At 70.6% G+C, this 23,556-nt stretch carries 22 protein-coding genes; 1 reads left to right on the forward strand and 21 read right to left on the reverse strand.

Going from position 1 to position 23,556, the window contains the following annotated elements; genetic code table 11:
- Nucleotides 1-45: 45 nt before the first annotated feature.
- From ACFHW1_RS05595 to prmC, 13 genes are all read right to left on the reverse strand, one after another.
- Nucleotides 46-1,188, reverse strand: coding sequence for an LCP family protein (locus tag ACFHW1_RS05595; protein ID WP_416590308.1), 1,143 nt, complete (start codon nucleotides 1,186-1,188; stop codon nucleotides 46-48).
- A gap of 144 nt (nucleotides 1,189-1,332) precedes the next feature.
- Complete coding sequence (atpD, locus tag ACFHW1_RS05600; protein WP_416556125.1) at nucleotides 1,333-2,787, reverse strand: F0F1 ATP synthase subunit beta; 1,455 nt, start codon at nucleotides 2,785-2,787, stop codon at nucleotides 1,333-1,335.
- Nucleotides 2,787-3,716, reverse strand: coding sequence for a F0F1 ATP synthase subunit gamma (locus ACFHW1_RS05605; RefSeq protein WP_416556124.1), 930 nt, complete (start codon nucleotides 3,714-3,716; stop codon nucleotides 2,787-2,789). Before ACFHW1_RS05605 ends, atpD begins: the two co-directional genes overlap by 1 nt.
- Before the next feature lie 11 nt (nucleotides 3,717-3,727).
- On the reverse strand, nucleotides 3,728-5,374 hold the full coding sequence (gene atpA, locus ACFHW1_RS05610; RefSeq protein ID WP_416556123.1) for a F0F1 ATP synthase subunit alpha: 1,647 nt from the start codon (nucleotides 5,372-5,374) through the stop codon (nucleotides 3,728-3,730).
- A 56-nt stretch (nucleotides 5,375-5,430) separates the two neighbouring features.
- On the reverse strand, nucleotides 5,431-6,255 hold the full coding sequence (locus ACFHW1_RS05615) for a F0F1 ATP synthase subunit delta (protein ID WP_416556122.1): 825 nt from the start codon (nucleotides 6,253-6,255) through the stop codon (nucleotides 5,431-5,433).
- Nucleotides 6,255-6,797, reverse strand: coding sequence for a F0F1 ATP synthase subunit B (locus ACFHW1_RS05620; RefSeq protein ID WP_278171188.1), 543 nt, complete (start codon nucleotides 6,795-6,797; stop codon nucleotides 6,255-6,257). The genes ACFHW1_RS05615 and ACFHW1_RS05620 overlap by 1 nt, the downstream gene beginning before the upstream one ends.
- A 90-nt stretch (nucleotides 6,798-6,887) precedes the next feature.
- Nucleotides 6,888-7,100 carry an ATP synthase F0 subunit C gene (gene atpE / locus ACFHW1_RS05625; protein ID WP_123603394.1) on the reverse strand — a complete coding sequence of 71 codons (213 nt, stop codon included), beginning with the start codon at nucleotides 7,098-7,100 and terminating at the stop codon, nucleotides 6,888-6,890.
- A gap of 114 nt (nucleotides 7,101-7,214) precedes the next feature.
- Nucleotides 7,215-8,015 carry a F0F1 ATP synthase subunit A gene (gene atpB / locus ACFHW1_RS05630; protein ID WP_282232106.1) on the reverse strand — a complete coding sequence of 267 codons (801 nt, stop codon included), beginning with the start codon at nucleotides 8,013-8,015 and terminating at the stop codon, nucleotides 7,215-7,217.
- A gap of 28 nt (nucleotides 8,016-8,043) precedes the next feature.
- Complete coding sequence (locus tag ACFHW1_RS05635) at nucleotides 8,044-8,259, reverse strand: hypothetical protein (RefSeq protein WP_123603396.1); 216 nt, start codon at nucleotides 8,257-8,259, stop codon at nucleotides 8,044-8,046.
- 252 nt (nucleotides 8,260-8,511) lie between these two features.
- On the reverse strand, nucleotides 8,512-8,910 hold the full coding sequence (locus tag ACFHW1_RS05640) for a hypothetical protein (protein WP_282234780.1): 399 nt from the start codon (nucleotides 8,908-8,910) through the stop codon (nucleotides 8,512-8,514).
- Nucleotides 8,911-8,954: 44 nt separating this feature from the next.
- Complete coding sequence (locus tag ACFHW1_RS05645; protein WP_416556121.1) at nucleotides 8,955-9,587, reverse strand: phosphotyrosine protein phosphatase; 633 nt, start codon at nucleotides 9,585-9,587, stop codon at nucleotides 8,955-8,957.
- Nucleotides 9,587-10,231, reverse strand: coding sequence for an L-threonylcarbamoyladenylate synthase (locus ACFHW1_RS05650; protein ID WP_416615026.1), 645 nt, complete (start codon nucleotides 10,229-10,231; stop codon nucleotides 9,587-9,589). The genes ACFHW1_RS05645 and ACFHW1_RS05650 overlap by 1 nt, the downstream gene beginning before the upstream one ends.
- 62 nt (nucleotides 10,232-10,293) lie before the next feature.
- Nucleotides 10,294-11,196, reverse strand: a complete 903-nt coding sequence (gene prmC, locus ACFHW1_RS05655; RefSeq protein ID WP_416615007.1) for a peptide chain release factor N(5)-glutamine methyltransferase — start codon at nucleotides 11,194-11,196, stop codon at nucleotides 10,294-10,296.
- A gap of 102 nt (nucleotides 11,197-11,298) precedes the next feature.
- On the opposite strand from prmC, the gene ACFHW1_RS05660 reads away from it, so the two are divergent.
- On the forward strand, nucleotides 11,299-12,855 hold the full coding sequence (locus tag ACFHW1_RS05660) for a GGDEF domain-containing protein (protein WP_416567795.1): 1,557 nt from the start codon (nucleotides 11,299-11,301) through the stop codon (nucleotides 12,853-12,855).
- A 29-nt stretch (nucleotides 12,856-12,884) separates the two neighbouring features.
- Here the strand turns inward: ACFHW1_RS05660 and prfA are convergent, their stop codons facing one another.
- From prfA to ACFHW1_RS05700, 8 genes are all read right to left on the reverse strand, one after another.
- Nucleotides 12,885-13,973 carry a peptide chain release factor 1 gene (gene prfA / locus ACFHW1_RS05665; RefSeq protein ID WP_416556118.1) on the reverse strand — a complete coding sequence of 363 codons (1,089 nt, stop codon included), beginning with the start codon at nucleotides 13,971-13,973 and terminating at the stop codon, nucleotides 12,885-12,887.
- A 97-nt stretch (nucleotides 13,974-14,070) separates the two neighbouring features.
- Nucleotides 14,071-14,295, reverse strand: a complete 225-nt coding sequence (gene rpmE, locus ACFHW1_RS05670) for a 50S ribosomal protein L31 (protein ID WP_123603402.1) — start codon at nucleotides 14,293-14,295, stop codon at nucleotides 14,071-14,073.
- Nucleotides 14,296-14,528: 233 nt separating this feature from the next.
- Nucleotides 14,529-16,400: a transcription termination factor Rho gene (rho, locus tag ACFHW1_RS05675; protein WP_416615009.1), complete on the reverse strand. Its 1,872-nt coding sequence runs from the start codon at nucleotides 16,398-16,400 to the stop codon at nucleotides 14,529-14,531.
- Nucleotides 16,401-16,689: 289 nt separating this feature from the next.
- Complete coding sequence (thrB, locus tag ACFHW1_RS05680; protein WP_416615011.1) at nucleotides 16,690-17,634, reverse strand: homoserine kinase; 945 nt, start codon at nucleotides 17,632-17,634, stop codon at nucleotides 16,690-16,692.
- Nucleotides 17,635-17,668: 34 nt separating this feature from the next.
- Nucleotides 17,669-17,899 (reverse strand): hypothetical protein, encoded by a 231-nt coding sequence (locus tag ACFHW1_RS05685; protein WP_416556974.1) that lies wholly within the window; start codon nucleotides 17,897-17,899, stop codon nucleotides 17,669-17,671.
- Between the two features lie 15 nt (nucleotides 17,900-17,914).
- Nucleotides 17,915-18,784 carry an SPFH domain-containing protein gene (locus ACFHW1_RS05690; protein ID WP_416556973.1) on the reverse strand — a complete coding sequence of 290 codons (870 nt, stop codon included), beginning with the start codon at nucleotides 18,782-18,784 and terminating at the stop codon, nucleotides 17,915-17,917.
- Between the two features lie 47 nt (nucleotides 18,785-18,831).
- Nucleotides 18,832-20,055: an MFS transporter gene (locus ACFHW1_RS05695; protein WP_416556972.1), complete on the reverse strand. Its 1,224-nt coding sequence runs from the start codon at nucleotides 20,053-20,055 to the stop codon at nucleotides 18,832-18,834.
- A gap of 103 nt (nucleotides 20,056-20,158) precedes the next feature.
- Nucleotides 20,159-23,527, reverse strand: coding sequence for an efflux RND transporter permease subunit (locus tag ACFHW1_RS05700; protein ID WP_416556971.1), 3,369 nt, complete (start codon nucleotides 23,525-23,527; stop codon nucleotides 20,159-20,161).
- Nucleotides 23,528-23,556: the final 29 nt, after the last annotated feature.

A 23,556-nucleotide genomic window follows, 5' to 3' on the forward strand; every position in this document is an offset into this window, starting at 1 on the left:
GGGGCGATGCGCGGACTCCCAGCCGGGTGCCCGCCGGGCCACCCGTTACTTTTCGCGATTGACCAGTTCAGGACGGGTCAACACGAACTGGTCGAGAGTGCCGGCCCGCAACGCGGCGAGGCATTCGTCGGCGTCGTCGGTGAACCGCTCCCCCTGGTACCCGCCGCCCGGGTCGGTGACGGCAACGCCCGGCAGGCCCAGCATGACGATGTCGTCGGCACGCAGTCGGCGCAGCGCCAACGCGAAGTCGACCAGCGACCGGCCCCGGGTGCCGACCACCACCGCCTCGCCAGCGGCCTCCAGCACCGCGGTCAGCCGGCCCGGCTCGGTGATCAGATCCCGGGTGATCACCTGCTCGGCCAACGCCCGGACGAGTTGCCGTTGGTGCCGCTGCCGGCCGTAGTCGCCGTCCGGCAGGCTCTCCCGCTGCCGGACGTAGTCCAGCGCCTGCCAGCCGTTGAGCCGCTGCTCCCCCTGCTTGTACTCGGCCTGCGGACCGACGTACCCGGGGCCGTCGGGATTGCCCGGCCGCGGCCGGCCGTCCGGTTGGCGGTGCGCCGAGCGCACATCGGCGTCGATGGTCATCCGTACCCCGCCGACCGCGTCGACCAGGCGTTCCAGGCCGGCGAAGTTGACGATCACACCGGCGTCGAACCGGTCGATCCCGGTGCGGGCCGAGACCGTCGCCGCGAGCAGTTGGAAGCCGGTCACCGGGTCCGGGTGCTCGGCACCGGGCACCCTGCTGCCGTACGCCATCGCGGAGTTGATCCGGTCGACGCCGCCCGGGTGGCCGCTGACACCGAACGCCGGGACGTCCACCAGCAGGTCCCGGGGCAACGAGATCAGGTACGCCCGGGACAACCCACTCGGCACGTGCACCAGGAGCACGGTGTCGGCCCGGGGCACCTTCTCCGGCTGGTCGGTCGGCCGGTCGATGCCGGCCACCAGGAGGTTGACCGGGCCGGTGAGCCGGTCGTCCGGGCCGGTGTCCACACCGGCACCGACGCCGACGTCGCCGAACAAATTCGCGGTGGGTACGGCCGCCGCGTACCGGTCGGCGACGGTGCGGCTCAGCACCACCACGGCCCCACCGGCGAGAAGCAGACCGACGAGTACGGCGAGCAGCGCCAGCCGTTCCGGACGGCTCAGCCTCGCTGGGCGTGCCCGGGTCCGATCCGGCTGCGTCATGCTCGACCCCCGTCCGCCGCAGAGCCGGTCGGGTACCCCGGCCGGTCGCCGGCAAACGCGACGAGCGCCCCGCCGCGATGGCGGGGCGCTCGTCTGGCGCAGATCGGGTCAGCCCTTCCTCCAGGCCGACGGCTGGCGCCGTCGTCAGCCCTTCATGAGCTCCTGGGCGTTGCGCTCCAGGTCGTCGAGCCCACCGCACATGAAGAAGGCCTGCTCAGGAAAGTGGTCGTACTCCCCTTCACTGATCTTGCGGAAGGCTTCGATGGTGTCCTTCACCGGCACGTACGAACCCTTGATGCCGGTGAAGACCTCGGCCGCGTAGGTGTTCTGCGACAGAAACCGCTCGATCCGGCGGGCCCGGGAGACGGTGATCTTGTCTTCCTCGGAGAGCTCCTCCATACCGAGGATGGCGATGATGTCCTGCAGGTCCTTGTACTTCTGCAGGATCCGCTTCACCTCGGAGGCCACCGCGTAGTGCTCCTGGCCGACGAACTCCGGGGCGAGGATCCGCGACGAGGACGCCAGCGGGTCCACCGCCGGGTAGATGCCCTTGTCGGAGATGGACCGCTCCAGGTTGGTCGTGGCGTCCAGGTGCGCGAAGGTGGTGGCCGGCGCCGGGTCGGTGTAGTCGTCGGCGGGGACGTAGATCGCCTGCATCGAGGTGATCGCCTGGCCCCGGACCGAGGTGATCCGCTCCTGCAGCTCGCCCATCTCGTCGGCCAGGGTGGGCTGGTAGCCCACCGCGGACGGCATCCGGCCGAGCAGCGTGGAGACCTCGGAACCGGCCTGGGTGAACCGGAAGATGTTGTCGATGAACAGCAGCACTTCCTGCTTCTGCACGTCCCGGAAGTACTCGGCCATGGTCAGCGCGGCGAGCGCGACCCGCAACCGGGTACCCGGCGGCTCGTCCATCTGGCCGTAGACCAGCGCGGTCTTGTCGATGACGCCGGACTCGGTCATCTCGTGGATCAGGTCGTTACCCTCACGGGTCCGCTCCCCGACGCCGGCGAAGACCGACGTACCACCGAAGTTGTTCGCGACCCGGATGATCATCTCCTGGATGAGCACCGTCTTGCCCACGCCGGCACCGCCGAACAGGCCGATCTTGCCGCCCTTGACGTACGGGGCGAGCAGGTCGAGCACCTTGATGCCGGTCTCCAGCATCTCGGTCTTCGGCTCCAGGTCGGCGAACGCCGGCGCCTTCTGGTGGATCGACCGGCGCTCGGTCACCTGCAGCGTCTCCCCCTCGGCCAGGTTGAGGCACTCACCGATGGTGTTGAACACCCGGCCCTTGACGCCGTCACCGACCGGCACCATGATCGGCGCACCGGTGTCGCGGACCTCCGCGCCCCGGACCATGCCGTCGGTCGGTTGCATCGAGATGGCCCGGATGACGTTGTCGCCGAGGTGCTGGGCCACCTCGAGGGTCAGGGTCCGCTCGCCGCCGGCAAGCGCGACGTCCACGTGCAGGGCGTTGAAGATGTCGGGCATCGCGTCGCGCGGGAACTCGGCGTCGACGACCGGGCCGATGACCCGGACCACGCGGCCGGTAGCCGATGCGGTCGCTCCGGTTGCCTGGGTTTCTACAGAGGCAGTCATCACACTTCACTTCCCGCCGCCGCGAGCGCGTTGGCGCCGCCGACGATCTCGCTGATCTCCTGAGTGATCCCGGCCTGACGCGCCGAGTTCATTAGCCGCGTGTACTTCTCGATCATTTCCTCGGCGTTGTCGGTGGCGCTCTTCATCGCCCGCCGCCGGGCCGCCGATTCACTCGCCGCCGATTCGACCAGGGCCGCGTAGATCCGGGTGTTGATGTACTTCGGCAGCAACGCGTCGAGCAGCGCCTCGGCGTTCGGCTCGAACTCGTACGCCGGCAGCACCCCAGCTGCGTCCCTAGGCTCGTCCTTGACCTCCATCGGGCCGAGGATCCGGGGCACCGGGGTCTGCGTCATCAGCGACTTGAACTCGGTGGAGACGATGTGCAACTCGTCCACCCCGAGCACCTGGTCGGCCCCGCCGCCGTCGGTGTCGTCCGCGCCGCGCTGGAACGCCGCGATCAGCGTCTGGCCGACCTCGCGGGCGTCGGCGAAGCCGGGCTGCTCGGAGAAGCCGGTCCAGCTCGCTTCGATCGGCCGGTTACGGAACCGGTAGTACGAGACGCCCTTGCGGCCGATCACGTACAGCACCGGTTCCTTGCCGTCGGCCTTCAGCCGCGCGATGAGCGACTCCGCTGTCTTGATCGCGTTGGTGCTGTAGCCGCCGGCCAGGCCCCGGTCACTGGTGATCACCAGCACGCCGGCCCGGCGCACCGTCGGACGTGCGGTCAGCAGCGGATGGTCGACCGAGGCGTTGGAGGCCAGCGCGGTGAGCACACCGGTGATCGCGTTGGCGTACGGCAGCGAGGCCGCCACCCGCGCCTGGGCCTTGGCGACCCGACTCGTCGCGACGAGCTCCATCGCCTTGGTGATCTTCTTCATCGACTTCGCCGAGCGAATCCGCTGGCGGAGTACCCGAACCTGCGCTGGCATCCGGAACCGCCCTATTCCTTCTCGGCGTCAGCGTCGGCGACGTACCGGGTGACGCTCTCGCGTTCCTGCTCGCCCTCCAGGGCCTCGGCCGGTGCCTCGTTCACCATCGGCGCCGGATCCTTGGACAGGAACATCTGCTTGAACTTCTCGACCGCGTCGGACAGCGTCGCGATAATCTCGTCGTCCCAGTTGAGCGCGGCGATCGAGTCCAGCGTGCCCTTGTGCGAGTGCCGCAGGTACTCCAGAAACTCGATCTCAAATCGCCGGACGTCACCGACCGGGATGTCGTCGAGCTTGCCCTCGGTGCCGGCCCAGACCGCGACGACCTGCTCCTGCACCGGGAACGGCGAGTAGTTCGGCTGCTTGAGCAGCTCCACCAGCCGGCCACCGCGCTCCAGCTGGTTGCGCGACGCCTTGTCCAGGTCGGAGGCGAGCGCGGAGAACGCCTCCAGCTCGCGGTACTGGGCCAGGTCCAGCCGCAGCCGGCCGGCGACCTTCCTCATCGGCTTGACCTGCGCGGCGCCACCGACCCGGGAGACCGACGTGCCGACGTTGATCGCCGGCCGCTGGCCCTGGTTGAACAGGTCGGTCTCCAGGAAGATCTGCCCGTCGGTGATCGAGATGACGTTGGTCGGGATGAAGGCCGAGATGTCGTTGGCCTTGGTCTCGATGATCGGCAGACCGGTCAGCGAGCCGCCGCCCAGCTCGTCGGAGAGCTTCGCGCACCGCTCCAGCAGCCGGGAGTGCAGGTAGAAGACGTCACCCGGGTACGCCTCACGACCCGGCGGACGGCGCAGCAGCAGCGACACCGCGCGGTACGCCTCGGCCTGCTTGCTCAGGTCGTCGAAGACGATCAGCACGTGCTTGCCGGCGTACATCCAGTGCTGGCCGATCGACGACCCGGTGTACGGGGCGATGTACTTGAAGCCGGCCGGGTCGGAGGCGGGCGAGGCGACGATGGTGGTGTACTCCATCGCGCCGTGCTCCTCCAGCACGCCCTTGATCGAGGCGATGGTGGAAGCCTTCTGCCCGATCGCCACGTAGATGCAGCGCACCTGCTTGGCCGGGTCGCCGGACTCCCAGTTGGCCCGCTGGTTGAGGATCGTGTCCAGCGCGACGGTGGTCTTACCGGTCTTGCGGTCGCCGATGATCAGCTGCCGCTGGCCGCGACCGATCGGGGTCATCGCGTCGATCGCCTTGATACCGGTCTGCAGCGGCTCGGACACCGACTGGCGGGCCATCACGTTCGGCGCCTGCAGCTCCAGCTCGCGGAAGCCGTCGTTGGTGATGTCGCCGAGGCCGTCGATTGGCTCACCGAGCGCGCTGACCACCCGGCCCAGGAAGGCGTCGCCGACCGGGACGGAGAGCACCCGGCCGGTGCGCTTGACGCGCTGACCCTCCTCGATGCCGGCGTAGTCGCCCAGGACGACCACACCGATGTCACGTACGTCGAGGTTCAACGCCACGCCCAGCGTGCCGTCCTCGAATTCCAGCAGTTCGTTTGCCATCGCCGAGGGCAGGCCCTCGACGTGGGCGATGCCGTCCCCGGCGTCCGCCACGGTGCCGACCTCTTCGCGAGACAGCTCCGGCGTGTAGGAGGAGACGTAGCGTTCTAGGGCACCACGGATCTCGTCCGACGAGATGGTCAGCTCGGCCATCCTCTGCTTCCTCTATGTCTAGTGGCCCGGATGAACCCGGAACGGCATGGACTGAATCAGCGCCCAGCGAGCGCCTTGCGAGTGTCGATGAGGCGGCGCCGAACGGTGCCGTCGTACAGGTCGGAACCGATCCGTACGCTCATCCCGCCAAGTACGGCGGGGTCGACCGTCAACTTGACGGACACCTCCCGACCGTACATCTCGGCCAACGTGGCGCCCAGCCGCTGCTCCTCGGGCTGGGTCAGTGGTGCGGCGACCGTGACATGCGCGACCTGACGGTCCCGCCGGGCAGCGGCCAGCTCGACCAGCCGGCCCAGCCCGGCACCGACGGATCGCCCGCCGAAGCCCCGGACCGCCTGCTCGGCGAGGCGCACCGTGGCCGGCAGCGCCTTTCCGGTGAGCAGCGTGCGGACCAGTTCGACCCGCCGGTCGGCCGGCACGGCGACGTCACCGACCACGGCACCCAGCTGCGGGTCGCCGTCGATGATCTTGCCGAACCGGAACAGCTCGTCCTCCACCTCGGCCAGCTCGCCGGCCGACTCGGCACCGGCCAGTGCCGTGTCGACGCCGAGTCGCTCGGTGGCGTCAAGCAGCTCCGACGGCACCGACCAGCGGGCTGCGACGACCGCGTCGAGCAGGTCGAGGCTGTCCGCGCCGATCTTCCCCCCGAACAGGCCGCGCAGCAGCCCGGTCCGGTCGTCGGCGGGCCGGGCCGGGTCGGCCAGCGCCCGCCGCAGCCGGGGCTGACGGCGCAGCAGGTCGGCCACCGAGAGGATCTCGTCGGCCGTGGTCGCGACCGCCGTCGGGGCGGCACCGGCGACGTAGTCGACCAGTCGCTCGGTCACCGCTGCGTAGGACTCCCGGCTGGTGGCGGACTGCATCAGCGGGCCCCCGCGTTCTCCAGGTCGGCCATGAACCGCTCGACGGTGCCCTTACGGCGGGCCTCGTCGGCGAGCGCGTCCCCGACGATCCGGCCGGCCAGGTCGACCGCGAGCGTGCCGACCTCGGCGCGCAGCTCCCGGATGATGGTCTGCCGCTCGGCGGCGAGCTGCTCCTTGCCGGCCGCGATGATCCGGTCGGACTCCTCCCGCGCCTTGGCGAGGATGTCCTGCCGGATCCCTTCGGCGTCGGCCCGGGCGTCGTCACGGATGCGGGCCGCGTCGGTACGCGCCTCGGCCAGCTGGGCCTTGTACTGCTCCAGCAGCTGGTTCGCCTCGGCCTGGGCGGCCTCGGCCCGCTTGATGCCGCCCTCGATCGCCTCGACCCGCGCCTGGTACATCGCTTCCATCCGCGGGAACACGAACTTCAGCAGTACGGCGACGAGCAGACCGAAGGCGATCAGGCCGACGATGATCTCGGACAGCGGCGGGAGCAGGATGTTCCCGCCCTCTTCCGCGGCGATGTACGTGACTTCTTCGTACATGGACACTTCCCTTCGCCCGGACCGGCGCTCACGCAACCGGTCACCGAGTCAGACGCGGTGAGCCCGTCGGCTCACCGGATGCCGGCCGGGTCAGTTGAGCGCGAACGCGAGCACCAGACCGAGCAGGGCGAGTGCCTCGATCACGGCGAAGCCCATGAACATGTAGACCCGGGTCAGGCCGGCGCTCTCCGGCTGGCGGGCGGTCGCCTGGATGTAGGCGGCGAACACCAGACCGACGCCGATACCGGGGCCGAGGGCGGCGATGCCGTAGCCGATGGCGTTCAGGCTGCCGGTGATCTCCATGGTTGTTTTCCTCCTGCGTTGAACGCGTGTCCGTCACGCGCACGTTTAGGTGAATGTTTCAGTTGTCGTCCACGCGGCTGACCCGTGGACGTGTATCGGTCGAGGGAGGCGGAATCAGTGCGACTCGGCCAGGGAGTGCTGCAGATAGGTCGCGCTGAGCAGGGTGAACACGTACGCCTGGAGAACCATGATGCCGAACTCGAAGAAGGTCATCACGATCGCCATGCCCCAGCTCAGCACCGCGATGGGCTTGATAAACAGGCTGTCGGCCTGGAACAGCGCCACGCCGCCGAGGGTGAAGACCAGCAGGATCATGTGGCCAGCGAACATGTTGGCGAAAAGTCGGACCGACAGCGTGACGGGCCGCAGGATCAGATTCGAGACGAACTCGATCGGCACCAGGATCGGCTGCACCCACAGCGGCGCGCCGGAGACCCAGCAGACGTGCTTGACGTAACCGACGAAACCCCACTTGGCGATGCCGTGGCCGATGTAGAGCAGCCAGCTGACCAACGCCAGCACCATCGGGAAGGCGATGTGCGACATCGGCGAGATCTGGGCGAACGGGACGATGCCCCAGAGGTTGTTCAGCAGGATGAAGCAGAACAGCACCGTCAGGTAGGGCGCGAACCGCACCCCGTCCCGGCCGATGACGTCCCGGGCGATGTTGTCGCGCACCATGCCGTACACCGACTCGGCCAGCCACTGGCCCTTGGTCGGCACCAGCTTCGGGCTGCGGTAGGTGACCAGGAAGAAGATCATCACCAGCGCGGCGGCGATCCAGAGCAGCAGTGTGATCTTGGTGAAGGCGGCCGCCCAGGCGGTGCCGTCCAACCCGGGGATCAGACTGCGGAAGTCGAAGGCATCCACGCCGGGAGGGAACTCCGCGGCGAGAACGGTCGGCTGCTCAATCAACGCGCATCCTCCGTTGGTCGGGCCTGGTTCACGCGCCCAGCTTCTTAACGGTCAGGTAGACCCCGGCCGCCGTCCCGCCGATCAGCCCGATCAGCAGCCCGACGTTGGGCAGGTCCAGCCAACGGTCGACGAGCCACCCCGCACCGCCCCACACGGCCATCCCGCCGAGCAGGTAGCCGATCGCGGCAAACCCGGTGTCGGCCCCCGAGGGACCTGCGGGTTCGGAAGGTGGTTCACCGGCCATGACGCCGGAAACATATCAGGGCAACGATGGAGGCTGTGCGTCACCCCCCGCACAACCCTCGTTGTGTGGGCGACCCGGTGGCACGTCAGATGGGTGCACACGCTACTCCTCTTCCGCCCTGGTCGGTATGCACTCCCCACATGACCGGCGATCCCGACCTCAGCGTAGGTCAAATCCGACAAATCTTCGCGAAAACTGGTGATCCTCGCCGCCGGCCCACCGGCCGGGCGTACACCCGGGATTGCCGGAGGGTCAACGCGGGTCGATCTCCACGTACGGGATCCGGGCCCGGAAGGTCCACCACACCTGGGCCGTGATCCATCCCACTGTGGCCACGATGATCGCCACCGCCAGCATCCGCTGCCCCGGCCAGTCCGACGCCGCCACCGCGAACACCGCCACCCCGAGCAGCGCGAACTTCAAGCTGTAGGTGAGCAGGCCCACACTGAGCACCATCCGCGGATGCACCGAGTCCGCCCAGGCCAGCGCCAGGCTGGAGGCCACATAGCTGGCCGCCACCAGCGCGACACCGACGACGGCGCCGACCGCCCCCGGGACTCCGTCCAGCCAGCCGCCGACCCCGGCGAGCACCACCAGCAGCACCGCCGACACCATCGACGGCACCGGCAGGTGCCGCAGCCGACTGCGCATCACCGGACGACCTCCGCCTGCATCCTCTGCCCGCCCCGCCGATCTCAGGGCAGCAGCGCCACGCCGAGCGCTCCCACCGTCTCCTCGATCTCGTCGGCCACCCGGGCGAAGGTGTGGTCGCCGCGCCCCCACGGGTCGTCCAGATCGTCCCCCGGCTGCGGACCGGCGCCGGACCGGACCGCGGCGACCGCGGCGACCAGTGCCGCGCCCCGGGCGTGCATCGCCTCCGGGGTGACCGCCGCGTCCGGACCCGACCGGGCACCGGGCAGCCCGGCCGCGTCCACCGCCGGCAGCAACCGGCCGAACTCGCCGAGCACGAAGGTGCGTTCGGCGGCATCCGGGCGCAACGCGAGCACGTACTCGAGCTGGTCGGCGGTGGCGGTGAGGACCAGATCGGCGGCGTCGATCTGGTCGGACCGCAGCTTACGAGCGGCGAAGCCGTCAACCTGCCCGCCCCGAGCTAGCACCTGGCGGGCCGCCGGTGGGTTCATCTCCTCGCCGGCGTGCCAACCGCCGGTGCCGGCGCTGTGGCTGTGCAACAGCTCCTCGACCGGCGGCGCGACGGCCGGACCGAGGCGGTCCAGCCGCTGCTCGAGCGCCAGCACCAGCAGCCGCTCGGCCATCGGCGAACGGCAGATGTTGCCCATGCAGACATGAAGGACGGTGAACGGCGGCACTAGGACTCCGTACCGATGATGTCCGGGACCACGTCACGCAGCTTCTCGATCGGGATCGCGCCGTCGCGGACCACCCGGGACACGTCGCCGGTGAGGTCGACGATGGTGCTGGGCACGGGGTCGGGACACGGGCCGGCCTCCAGGTACGCGCGCACCGAGTAGCCGAGCTGGTCCCGGGCCTCGGCAGCGGTCACCGCCGGCGGCCGGCCGGTCTTGTTCGCCGACGAGACCGCCATCGGGCCGGTCTCCCGCAGCACCTCCAGCGCCACCGGATGCAGCGGCATCCGGACCGCGACAGTGCCGTCGGTGTCCCCCAGATCCCAGTTCAGGCTGGGCGCGTGCTCGACGATCATGGTGAGCGCCCCCGGCCAGAAGGCGTCGGCCAGGTCGCGGGCGGGCTGCGGCAGGATCAGCACCAGCCCGTCGAGGGTGTGCCGGGAACCGACCAGCACCGGCGGCGGCATCTGCCGGTCCCGCCCCTTGGCGTTGAGCAACGCGGTGACCGCGTACGAGGTGAAGGCGTCGGCGCCGACGCCGTACACGGTGTCGGTCGGCAGCACGACCAGCTCGCCGTTCTTGACCGCCTCGATCGCCGCGGCGATGCCTTTGTCACGGTCGGCGGCGGACCGGCAGTCATAGAGCATCACGGTGTGCCAGTCTGCCACGTGCCCGCCCGCTGATCCGCACCGATCACCTCCAGCTGCCGTCAGCCCGCCCGGCGGGCGGTCACGAAGCGCGGCCGGCCGGCCAGATCGTGATGGCTGGTGACGGCGTCGAAACGGCCGTCGGCTACGACCAACGCGACGACGGCGGCGGCGTGACCATCGTCGTGCTCGACCCCGAACAGCCCGCCGGGACGCAGCAGGTTCACGGCGCGGTGCACCACCGGTCGGATGACCGCCAGGCCGTCCGGCCCGCCGAAGACCGCCTCGGCCGGGTCATGCCTGGCGACCTCCGGCGCCACCGGGGTGCCGTCCGGTACGTACGGCGGGTTACACAGCAGCACGTCCACCCGGCCGGCGAACTCGCCGAGCAGGCCCGGATCCCGGACGTCGCCGGCCAGCACCTCGATCGGCCGGTCCCCGGCGGCGGCCTGTCGACGGGCGTTGCGACGCAGCCAGCGCAGGCTGTCCGCCGAGCGTTCAACCGCGACCACCCGCGCCGTCGGAGCCTCGTGCGCGACCGCCAGTGCCACCGCGCCACTGCCGCTGCACAGGTCGACGACCACCGCCCCGCCGGGCTGGTCACGCAGCGCGTCAACGCCCGCTCCGGCGAGCAGTTCGGTCTCCGGCCGGGGCACGAAGACCCCCGGCCCCACCGCGAGCTCCAGATAACGAAACGGTGCCGATCCAGTGAGGTGCTGCACCGGTTCTCCAGCCGCCCGGCGGGTCACCAGACTGTGAAACCTGCCGATGTCGGCCTGGTCGAAGTCGCCGCTCAATGCCAGCCGGCCACGCGGAATGTCCAGCACCGAGGCGGCAATCAGCTCCGCGTCGACCCGGGCGGCGGCGACACCGGCGGCGGCCAGCCGGGCGGCCGCGGCGGCCACTGCGGCTCGGACCGGCGTCCGATCCGGCAATCCGGAGGTGTTCTCTGGCAAGTGGTTCACGACATAATCATGGTGCGTCCACCCGGGCGTCCGCAGAACAGGTCGCGGATCGGGTCGGGTGTGTGCTCCGCCAGATTCCAGCGGGCTCCAGGGAGGTTGTGCGTGGGTTGGCTCGACCGGCTCACCGACCAGGCCGAGGCGCTGATGCAGGCCCGGGCGCTGATGGAAGGCAGCCGCTCAGCCGAAGCCTGTGTCGCCTTCGAGCAGGTGATCCGGAGCACCAGCAACCGGTACGTTCGGGCCGACGCGCTGGTGCAGCGGCTCTCCGCGCTGCTCAACCTCGGCCGGTCCGCCGAGTACACGGTGGCCGTCGACCGGGCGTTCGAGGCCGCCCGGGACGTCAGCGAGCCGTACCTGCACGGCCACCTGCACGCGTTGGCCGCGCTCGCCGCCCACCAGCAGGGCGCGTTCGACCGGTGTGTCACCCATCTGGTGCACAGTGCGCGGGCGCTCGGCGCCGCCACCGACGTGGACCGGGAAACCGCCTGGGGCTGGCACGACCTGGCGATGGCCTACTCCTACCTCAGTTTCCACGGGTACGCGTTGAGCGCCATCGAGCACGCCCGGCAGCTCGCCAACGCCACCGGCATTCCAGAGGAGACCTTCGCCGCGCCCGGCATCCGGCTGCGCAACGCCGTCGCGTTGGACCATCATGGAGACACCGACGGCTGCCTGCGGGTGCTCCGCGACATCGGCAGCGACCTGGCGAAGTTCGTGCACGCCGACCGGGCCAGGCTGCTGCGCCCGAGCAGCCGGGTGGCCTACGGGTACGCCCTGGCCCGGCTGGCCGCACTCGGTGAGCCGGCCCAGCTGCCCGCCGGTGCCCCGGAGGCGACCCGGTTGATGATCGACGGCGGCGACAGTGCCCGCGCCCGCGACCTGCGCCAGCTCGGGGTGGTCTGCCTGACCATCGCGGCGGACCGGCCGGCGGAGGCGTTGACCCGACTGTCCGCGGCGGTGGTCTCCGCCGAGACACTAGGTGCCGCCGAGACGGCCCGGCTGCGCAGCGTCGCGCACACCCGGGCCGGCGACCACGCCGCCGCGCATGACGCCGACCGGTACGCGTTCCGGCTGGCTACCCGGCGCAACGACCGGCTGCGCGACATGTACGTCGACGGCATCGCCGCCCGGCTGGACCAGGAGGAGATGCGTCGCTCCGCCGCGCAGTACACCCAGGAGGCGCTGACCGACCCGTTGACCGGGCTGGCCAGCCGCCGCCACCTCGACCTCTACGTCACCGACATGGCCGGCCGGGGCGATCGGGCCGTGGTGATGGTCTGCGGCCTGGACGGTTTCAAGTCGGTCAACACCGTGCACGGCCACCACTCCGGTGACCTGGTGCTGCAACGGGTCGCCGGGGTGATCAACCGGGTGATGCGCCGGGGTGACTTCGTGGCCAGGTACGGCGGCGACGAGTTCGTGGTGGTGCTGCCGGGCGCCGGCCCGGCCGAGGCGGCCGACGTGGCCCGCCGGATCACCGCCGCGGTGGCCGGTGAGGAGTGGGAGTCGCTGGTACCTGGCACTCCGGTCGGGATCAGCGTCGGCTACGCCGAGATCAGCGGTTCCGGTCCAGGGTTGCGCGAAGCGCTCAGCCGGGCCTTCGAGGTGGCCGCCCGGCAGATGCGCGAGGCCCGGCAACGGCCCCATCCGGTGCGCTGACCGTCAGGCCGGTGCCGGTGTGGCGTCGGTCAGCGGCGGGTCAGTTCGGCGTCACCGGCCAGCCGGGCGGCCCGGTCCGCCTCGGCGAGCGCGTCAAGGACGCCGTCAAGCTCCCCGCCGACCACCAGGTCCATGTTGTACGCCGTGTAGCCGATCCGATGGTCGGTGATCCGGTTCTGCGGGTAGTTGTAGGTGCGCACCCGCTCGGACCGGTCGACCGTACGCACCTGGGAGCGTCGGGCGTCGGAGGCCGCCGCGTCGGCCTGTTCCTGGGCGGCGGCGAGCAACCGGGCGCGCAGGATCCGCATCGCCTGCTCCCGGTTCTGCAGCTGGCTCTTCTCGTTCTGGCAGGAGACGACGATGCCGGTCGGCAGGTGGGTGATCCGCACCGCCGAGTCGGTGGTGTTGACCGACTGGCCGCCGGGGCCGGAGGAGCGGAAAACGTCAACGCGTAGTTCGTTCGGGTCGACGTTGACCTCGACGTCCTCGGCCTCCGGCAGCACCAGCACCCCGGCGGCGCTGGTATGGATCCGGCCCTGCGATTCGGTGACCGGCACCCGCTGCACCCGGTGCACGCCGCCCTCCCACTTGAGCCGGGACCAGACGCCGTTGCCGCCCTCGGGCATCCCCCGCGACTTGATCGCGAGCGAGACGTCCTTGACCCCACCGAGGTCGGAATCCTGCGAGTCGAGCACCTCGACCTGCCAGCCGCGCCGTTCGGCGTACCGCAGGTACATCCGGAGCAGGTCGCCGGCGAACAGCGCCGACTCCTCGCCGCCCTCGCCCGCCTTGATCTCGACGATGACGTCCTTGGCGTCGTGGGGGTCCCGGGGGATCAGCAGTTCGGCGAGGCGGGCCTCCAGGTCGGGCAGGCTGGCGGCGATTGCCTCCGCCTCGACGGTGAACGCCGGGTCCTCGCCGGCCAGCTCCCGGGCGGCGGCCAGGTCGGCCCGGGCCTGGGCGAGCTCGCCGGCGGCCTTGTGCAGCGGGGCCAGCTCGGCGAACCGGCGACCGACCCGGCGGGCGGTGGTCTGGTCCGCGTGGATCGCCGGATCAGACAGCTGCTTCTCCAGCTCGGCGTACTCGTCGAGGAGCCCGGCCAGGCGCTCGCTGCTCATACAAGTACTCCTTCATCCGGGTTGAACAGACCAGGACCGTCCAGACACCGCGGCGCCCGCCCCCGACCTCGGTCGGAAGCGGGCGCCGCGTGCACAGCTACTTGGCCTTGTTGGCCTTCGCCTTGGCGTACTTCTGCTGGAACTTGGCGACCCGGCCGGCGGTGTCGAGGACGCGCTGCTTGCCGGTGTAGAACGGGTGGCAGGCGCTGCAGGTCTCAGCGTGGATCTTGCCGCCGGGTGCGGTGCTGCGGGTGGTGAACGATGCGCCGCAGGAGCAAGTGACCTCGGTGGTCACGTACTCCGGGTGAATGTCCTTCTTCACGGATGGTCCTCTCTTCGTCGGTCGCCGGGTCGCCGTCGACATCGGCCGCGCCGTTGCGCGGGCCGACTCTGGCGTGAACCGGAACCTGGCCTGTTGTCAGTCTGCCACGGGCCGTGGCGGCGGGTCACGGTGGGCGGAGCGAACCGCCCACCGCGACCGTCACGAACACCGCCGGACGCAACGCCCGACGGACCTGCCGGATTCCCGACCGCGCGGGGCGACCGGTGCCAGGGTCACTCCCCCGGCGTCGACTTCGCGATCTGCATCAGGAACTCGATGTTGGTCCGACTCTGCTTGAGCCGGTCCAGCAGCAGGTCCAGCGCCGCCTGGGAGTCCAGCGAGTGGAGCACCTTGCGCAGCTTGTGGGTGATCGCCAGCTCCTCCGGCGCGAGCAGGATCTCCTCCTTACGGGTGCCGGACGGGTGGATGTCGATCGACGGGAACACCCGCTTGTCGGCGATCTTGCGGTCCAGCTTGAGCTCGGCGTTGCCGGTCCCCTTGAACTCCTCGAAGATCACCGTGTCCATCATGGATCCGGTCTCCACCAGTGCGGTGGCGAGGATGGTCAACGAACCGCCGTTCTCGATGTTGCGGGCCGCGCCGAGGAACCGCTTCGGCGGGTACAGCGCCGTCGAGTCGATACCACCGGACATGATCCGCCCGCTGGCCGGCGCGGCCAGGTTGTACGAGCGGCCCAGCCGGGTCACCGAGTCGAGCAGCACGACGACGTCGTGGCCCAGCTCCACCAGCCGCTTGGCGCGTTCGATGGCCAGCTCGGCGACCGTGGTGTGGTCCTGCGGCGGCCGGTCGAACGTGGCCGCGACGACCTCACCCTTCACCGACCGCTGCATGTCGGTGACCTCTTCCGGGCGTTCGTCGACCAGCACCACCATCAGGTGGCACTCGGGGTTGTTGTGCGTGATGGCGTTGGCAATCGCCTGCAGCACCATCGTCTTGCCCGCCTTGGGCGGGGAGACGATCAGCGCCCGCTGCCCCTTGCCGATCGGCATCACCAGGTCGATGACCCGGGTGGTGAGGATGTGCGGCTCGGTCTCCAACCGCAACCGGTCCTGCGGGTACAGCGGCGTGAGTTTGTAGAACTCGGGACGCCGCCGGGCCTCCTCCGGCTCCATGCCGTTGATGGTGTCCAGCCGGACCAGCGGATTGTACTTGTCGCGACGCTGCTCACCCTCGCGGGTGGCGCGCACCGCGCCGGTGACCGCGTCACCGCGCCGCAGACCGTGCTTCTTGACCTGCGACATGGAGACGTAGACGTCGTTGGGCCCGGAGAGGTAGCCGGTGGTACGCACGAACGCGTAGTTGTCCAGCACGTCGAGGATGCCGGCCACCGGGACGAGTACGTCGTCCTCGGTCACCTGCGGCTCCCGGCCGCCACCACCGTCGCCGTCACCGCGGTCCCCCCGCCGCCGACGGTCGCGGAACCGGCTGCGTCGGCTGCGCCGACCGCCGCCTTCGTTGTCGTCGTCGTCGTTGTTGTTGTCCCGCTGGTTCCGCTCGCTGCGGTCACCCCGGTCGTTACGGTCACCCCGGTCACCCCGGTCGCTGCGGTCGCGACCACCCCGGCCGTCACCGCCACGCTCGGCCCGCTCGCCACGGTTGTCCCGACCGTCACCGCCACGCTCGGCCCGCTCGCCCGACTCAGTCGGCGTGGTCTGCGTGGTCTGCGTGGTCGCGGTCTCGTCGGTACGCGACTCGGCTGCCGACCGACGGCCCCGGCGGGTGCTGCGCTCGCGGGCCGGCTCGTCAACGATGGCGAGTTGCTCACCGTCGCCGCTGTCACGCCGCTCGGCCTCAGGACGGACCTCGGCGCGGACCTCCTCCCGAGGGGGTGCGGTCGCCGCCGCGACCTCGGCGCGCGGCCGTGGGGCGCCCCCGCCGGCCTGGCGCTCGGTGATCGCGGTGATCAGCTCACTCTTGCGCATCCGGGCGGTGCCGGAGATGCCGAGCGACGCGGCGAGGCTCTGCAACTCCGGCAGCAGCATCGCGGACAGCCCGGTGCCGGACCGCCGACGGCGGGCAGGAGCAGCGGTGGTGTCGTCAGCGACGTTGGAGACATCCGACGTCACGTCGGTGGTGTCGCTCAATGGATTCCTTCCCTCGATAGGCCGGGCAACCCGGGTCAAGACGCTAGGTAGCCGGGCGGCCTCGGTGCACCCGCCTCGCATGACACGTCGCGGGAGTCTTCGCGCAGCTCTGCCGAGCCCGCTTCACCAGCCTCGGTGGGCAGCTCTCGACATCTGCAGCGATCCGTGAAGACTGCGGTTCGGCGGTGACCTAGGCAGGGGTGAGACGGGCTTACCGCCGATAGCTTCGGGGGTGCGCCGCCCCGCAGGAGATCGCGTGCTTCGCGGCTGTGCTTGGCCTAGAGCGTAGTCAACTCTTCCGACCTGCAGCAACAGGGTCCCGCTCGGCGTGTCCTACTATAGCGCCTTCGATCCGGGCTCCGGCAACGTCTACCGCAAACAAGTGAGTCTGCCAGTCCATTCCCGGACAGAAGTCGGCCGGGACTTCGGTCAACGCCAGGACGCTCGGACCCGCCCCACTGATCACCGCGGCCACACCGGTCGCCCGCAGGCGGCGGACCAGTTCCGCACTGGCCGGCATCGATGGACCCCGGTAGGCCTGGTGCAACCGGTCCTCGGTCGCGGCCAGCAACAGCGTCGGGTCGGCAGTGATCGCATGGCTCAGCAGGGCGGCCCGGCCGGCGGTGAACGCGGCGTCCGCGTGCGGGACTTGAGCGGGCAGCGCCGCCCGCGCCGCCTCGGTCAGACCCCGGTTACTGGGTACGTAGACAGTCGGCGACACCGCCGGATGCGCTGGCACCGACACCGCCCGCGACCCGGACGCCTCGGTCCAGGCGATGGTGAACCCGCCGAGCAGGCAGGGTGCCACGTTGTCCGGGTGGCCCTCCAACCGGGCGGCGATCCGCAGCGCGGCGGCGGTGTCCAGCAGCTGCGTCCCGCCGACGACGAGCCCTCGGGCCAGCTGTACGCCGGCCACGATCGCCGCCGACGACGAACCCAGGCCGCGTGCCTGGGGGATCCGGTTCACGCAGCTCAACGCCAGGCCAGCCGGCCGGCCGCCGAGCTCGTCGAAGGTGGCGTGCATGGCGCGGACGACGAGATGGCCGCCGTCGAGCGGCAACTCGCCAGATCCTTCGCCGGAGATCTCGACCCGGCAGCCGGCGGGCACCACCCGGGCGGTCACCTCGTCGTGGTGACCGAGCGCCAACCCGAGCGCGTCGAACCCGGGGCCGAGGTTGGCGCTGGTGGCCGGGACCCGCACGGTCACCGGCCCGGGAACGAAGCTGATACCCATCGCCCCATGCTAGGTCCTGGTCGGTTGCCCGGTGTCAGGGCGCCGACGGCCGGTCCGGGCCGTCGGCCGACGGGCCCGATCCAGTTGCCCGATCGGATCCGGATGTCCGGCCCGATCCGGGTGTCCGGCCGGCGGCGCGCAGCGCGAACCGCAGCGCGTACTCGATCTGGGCGTTGACGCTGCGCAGGTCGTCGGCGGCCCACTTGGCAATCGCCTCGTGGACCGCCGGATCGAGCCGCAACAGCAGCTTCTTGCGTTCGGCCATCAGCCGTGGACCGCCTCAGCTGTAGAGAGACCCGGTGTTCACCACCGGCTGCACCGCCCGGTCGCCGCAGAGCACCACCAGCAGGTTGGCGACCATCTGGGCCTTGCGTTCCTCGTCGAGGTCGACCACGTGCTCGTCGGCCAACCGTTCCAACGCGTTGGAGACCATGCCGACGGCGCCCTCGACGATCCGGAACCGGGCCGCGACGACGGCGGCGGCCTGCTGCCGGGCGAGCATCGCGTGGGCGATCTCGGGGGCGTACGCGAGGTGGGTGACCCGGGACTCCAGCACCTCCACGCCGGCCAGCTCGACCCGCTCCCGCAACTCCTCGGTCAGCTCGTCGGCGACCACCGTACTGTCCCGCAGGCTGGCCCGCCCAGCGTCGTGCGCCTCGTACGGGTAGCTGGTGGCCAGGTGCCGGACGGCGGCCTCGGCCTGGACGGCCACGTACTCGACGTGGTCGTCGACGGCGAAGACGGCGCTCGCCGAGTCGACCACCCGCCACACCACGACGGCGGCGATCTCGACCGGGTTGCCGTCGGCGTCGGCGACCTTGAGCCGGTCGGTCTCGAAGTTGCGCACCCGCAGGGTGACCTTGCGCCGGACGGTCAACGGCCAGGTCCAGTGCAGGCCGGCGACCCGGATCGAGCCGAGGTAGCGACCGAAGAACTGCACCACCTGCGCCTCGTTGGGGTTGACCACGGTGAACCCGGTGGCGGCCAGCGCGATGACCCCGGCGTAGACCACGGCGGCGACGGCCATCCAGACATCCACGTCGGCCACCGAATTGATGCCGGGCGCCACCACCGCCAGGCCGAGCAGACCTGGCACCACCAGGCCGCCGATCACCACGAATCCCGACCTCCGGAACACGGCTCGTTCCATGCTCGTTCCCTCCACCACCAGCTCGCTATCAAAGTGATATCACGATGCTAGCGATTGGCCGCAACCACCGAGCCCAGCCGCCGGGTCGCCAGCCGCCAGCCGATCGCATAGGTGACGGTCACCAGACCACACGTCGCCAGGATGATCCGGGTGTCCAGAGTGTCGATCACACTGGCCACAATCAACTGACTCACCGAGATCGACAGGGTGGCGAGCATCAGATCGGTGGCGAAGACCCGGCCGCGCAGCCGGTCCGGCACCACCGCCTGCAGGGCGTAGTTGGACAGCACCCAGTTGCTGCCGCCGCCCAGGTGCGCAAGGAAGACCAGGGTGAGCACCAGCGGGAACCAGGTGACCAGCGAGATACTGGCGTAGGACAGCCCGTACACCGACATCGACGCGGCCAACCCGGTGAGCAGCCAGGACCGCCGGTTCAGCACCGGGCGGGTCAGCAGCGGCCCGATGACCGCGCCAGCACCCCGCACGGCGAACAGCAGGCCGGTGCCGATCGCGCCGACCCCGTACACCCCGGCCAACAGCGGAAACAACGTGAGTACGCCGTTGCCGAGGCCGACCGCGCTCTTCGCGGTCACCAGGGCGAGCACCTGCGGACGGCCACCGATGTAGGCCAGCGCCTCCCGGATCGCGGTCAGCGTCCGGGGTGCCGGCAGCGTGGCGTCGCGCGGAGCCTGCATCGGCCGGCGGATCGACATGGTGACCACCGCCGCCAGCAGCAGCGCCGCGGCGGCGATCCAGAAGCACGCGTACGGGTTGAGCGCCGCGCTGATCAGCCCGCCCAGCGACGCGCCGACGATCGCCATGGTGCCCCACGCGGAACCGGCGAAGACGTTGGCGGCGGGCAGCTCCGCCGCCGAGACCACGTTTGGTAGCGCGGCCTGGGCGGCCGGCGAGTAGCAGGACTTCGCCACCGCGAGCGACGCGATGGCGAACAACGCCAACCAGGCGGTACCCGGGGTGCGCACGGCCAGCAGCAACAGCACCGCGACGACGGCGGCCAGGTTCGCGGCGATCAGGATCCGACGGCGGTCGAAGCGGTCGGCGAGCGTACCGGTGAACGGCAACATCAGGGCGTGGATGCCGGTGTCCACGGCGAGCACCAGAGCGCCCCAGACGCCGCTGCCGGTCAGCTCCGGCAGCAGCACCACCAGCGGCACCATGACGAACCAGTCCGCCCCGAAGACGACCAGCTCGGCGAGGAGCAGCCGGCGGAAATCCCGGTTTCCGGTAAGGACCGCTAACGGTGAGGACACGTACCGACACCTTACCGACCGGAAACCGGACAGTGGACGAAGTGTGATCTGCGCGACGGGTCGCCGCGGGTCCCCGGGGCCGGCACCCCGGGGACCCGCACGGTCACTTCTCCGTCGGCGAATCCGTCGGCGGCAGCGGCGAGGTGCGGCTCTTCGGCAGTTTCAGCACCTCGAACTGGTCGGTGCCGTCGACCAGGGCCGCCGACGGGCGGGCCGGCGGCGCGGCGACCGGCGACGTACGGCTGGCGGGGCCGGCGGTGTCGGCGGTGTCGGAGCCGTTGCGGCCATTCGCTGCGTCGCCGGTGCCTCGTACGGCATCGGTGTCGTCGCCGGTGCCTCGTACGGCATCGGTGCCGGCGCCGGTGCCCGACGACCGATCCAGTGCCGTGGCATCGTCGCCCGCGTCGCCCGCCGGGCCGGCCGACCGGCGGGTGGCCCGGCGCTGCCGCAGCCGCTCCTTGGCGCCCTCAACCATGGTGTAGAGCGTCGGCACCAGGACCAGGGTGAGCAGCGTCGAGCTGAACAGGCCGCCGATCACCACGATCGCCAACGGCTGGCCGATGAAGCCGGCCACCCCGGTCAGGCCGAGCGCCATCGGCGTCAACGCGCAGATGGTGGCGATCGCGGTCATCAGAATCGGCCGCAGCCGACGCCGGCCGCCCTCGACCACCGCCTGGGAGACGCTCATCCCCTGCTCGCGGTACTGGTTGATCAGATCCATCAGCACGATCGCGTTGGTCACCACGATGCCGACCAGCATCAACGCGCCGATCAGCGCCGGCACACCCATCGGCGTGCCGGTGACGACCAGCAGACCGATCGCGCCGGTCGCCGCGAACGGCACCGACACCAGCAGGATCAGCGGCTGGATCAGGCTGCGGAACGTCGCCACCATGATCACGAAGACGATCGCGATCGCGGCGAGCAGGGCCAACCCGAGGTCGGCGAACGCCTCCGCCTGATCGGCGCTGACCCCGCCTATGGTGTAGGTCGCACCGGCCGGCAGGCTCAGGCCCTCCAGTCGCTGCGACAGGTCGGCGCTGGTCTGCCCGACGTTCGAGCCGGTCGCGGTGCCGGTGACGGTGGCACTGCGCTCGCCGTCCACCCGGTCGATCTGCACCGGCCCGTCGACTTCGGCGATGTCGGCGAAGTCGGCGAGGGTCGCCGGCCCGACCGGCAACGCCGCCAGTTCCTCGGCCGAGGTCACCCGGGCGCTCGGGCTGAGCACAACGTCCATCCGGTCGCCGTCGATGGTGACCTCTCCCAGCGGGCTGCCGCGGAAGGCCTGGGCGACGAGTTGCCCGAGCGCGGCCTCGTTGAGCCCGGCCTGAGCTGCCGCCGCGCGGTCGATCTGCACCTGCAGCCGGGTCACGTCCTCGGACAGGGTGCTGGTGACGTCGGCGACGTCCGGGGTCTGCGACATCGCGGTCCGGACCCGCTCCGCGGCGGTGGCCAAATCGTCCGGGTCGTTGGCCTGCACGATGACCTGCAGCTGGTTGGCGCTCCCGCCACCGGGCCCGCCGTCGGCCGCCCCGACCGTGATCTCGCCCAGGCCGTCGCGGCCAGCGAACTCGTCCCGCAGCTGCTGCTGCACGGCGATGTTGTCGGCGTCCTCGGTCAGGCTGATCGAATAGCTCGCTGTGGTGTTGCCGCCGCCACCGGCGAACGGGTTGCTGCTCGCGCCGATCGACACCTGGTAGGACTCGATTCCGTCGGTCCGCGCGAGGACCCGCTCCACCGAGATGGCGGCCCGGTCGACGGCGGCCAGGCTGGTGCCCGCCGGCAACTCCTGCCGCATGCTCAGGGTGTCCTGGCCGGCGTCGTCGATGAAGTTGGTCTCCAGCCGGGTGCTCAGCGCGAACGTGCCGAGCAGCACCGCCAGCCCGATGCCGACGGTGGCCCACCGCCGGGTGGTGGCGAACCGGATCACCGGCAGGTAGCCGCGCTGCAACGGGTTGCGCAGCTCCTTGGCTTCGGCCTCCTGCCGGACCCGCTCCACGTCGGTGCCGGCGGCGGCCGGCTTGAGGAACCAGTAGGCGAGCACCGGGATGATGGTGAGCGAGACCAGCAGGGAAGCGAGCAACGCGACGGTCACCGTGATGGCGAACGGCGCGAACAGTTGGCCGACGAAACCGCCGACGATCGCGATCGGGGCGAAGACGGCGACGGTCGCCAGGGTCGACGAGGTGACCGCGCCGGCCACCTCCCGGACCCCGGTCAGGATCGCGGTGCGCCGGTCCTCGCCGTACTCCAGATGTCGTTTGATGTTCTCCAGCACCACGATCGAGTCGTCCACCACCCGGCCGACCGAGATGGTCAGCGCGCCGAGGGTGAGCAGGTTGAGCGAGTAGTCGCCGACCCACAGGGCGATCAACGCGATCAGCACCGACAGCGGGATGGAGACCGCGGTGACCACGGTGGACCGAATCGACAGCAGGAAGACCAGGATGACCAGGACCGCCATCACCAGGCCGAGCAGGCCTTCGGTGGTGAGCGCCTCGATCGAGCGTTCCACGAACGGTGCCTGGTCGAACACCACGATCAACTCGGTGTCGGCGGCCGCGCCCAGCTCGTCGAGCCGGTCCCGGATCTCGTGCGAGATGCCGACCGCGTCGCCGTCGGGGCCGGCGGTCACCGCGATCCCGAGGCTGTCCGCGCCGTTGGTCCTGGTGATCGAGGTGGCGGGGGCGGTCTGCTCGCTGATCTCGGCGACGTCGTCGAGCCGTACCGGCGGCCGGCCGGATGCGGTGAGGTAGATCCCGGCGAGATCGCTCAGTGCATCGATCCTGGTGCCGACCTGGACGGTCAGGCTCTCGTCGCCGTCGGTGAGGGAGCCGGCCGGGATGGTGACGCCGTTGACCCGCAGGGCGTTGCCGATAGCGCTCGGGTCGAGACCGGCGTCGGCCAGCGCGGCGTAGTCGGGGGTGATCGAGACGATCTGTTCACCGGCGCCGGTGACGTCGACGGCGCGTACCCCCTCGATGGCTTCCAGCTGGGGCAGCACGACCTCGTCGAGACGTCCGGCGAGCCCCGGTCCGCCGGCGCCGGTGGCGGCGAGCACCACAGCCGGCAGGTCGTCGGTGCTGCCGGCGAAGACGGCCGGTTCCACACCGTCGGGCAGTTGGATCCGGTTGATCGAGGTCTCCAGCTCGTTCACGGCGCTGGTCAGGTCGGTGCCGAAGGCGAACTCGACCTGCACGGTGGCGAAGCTCTCGCTGGAGGTGGAGGTGACGCTCTCGAGGTCGGCGACGCCCGAGATGGCGTTCTCGACGGGCTCGGTCACCTGCGATTCGACGATTTCCGGTGCCGCGCCGGGGTAGACCGCGCTGATGAACGCGGCCGGGAACTCCAACGAAGGCAAAAGCTGCTGTTTGAGCGTCGGGATGGTGACGGCGCCGAAGATCGTGATCACGACCGCGACGAGCGCCACGAGCCCTCGGTTGGCGAGGCTGAGTCTGGCGAGCAACGACATGTGCGGGCTCACTCCTGAAAAGAGTCCGG

Source organism: Micromonospora sp. LOL_014 (genome assembly GCF_048060245.1).
In the GTDB taxonomy this organism is placed as follows: domain Bacteria; phylum Actinomycetota; class Actinomycetes; order Mycobacteriales; family Micromonosporaceae; genus Micromonospora_E.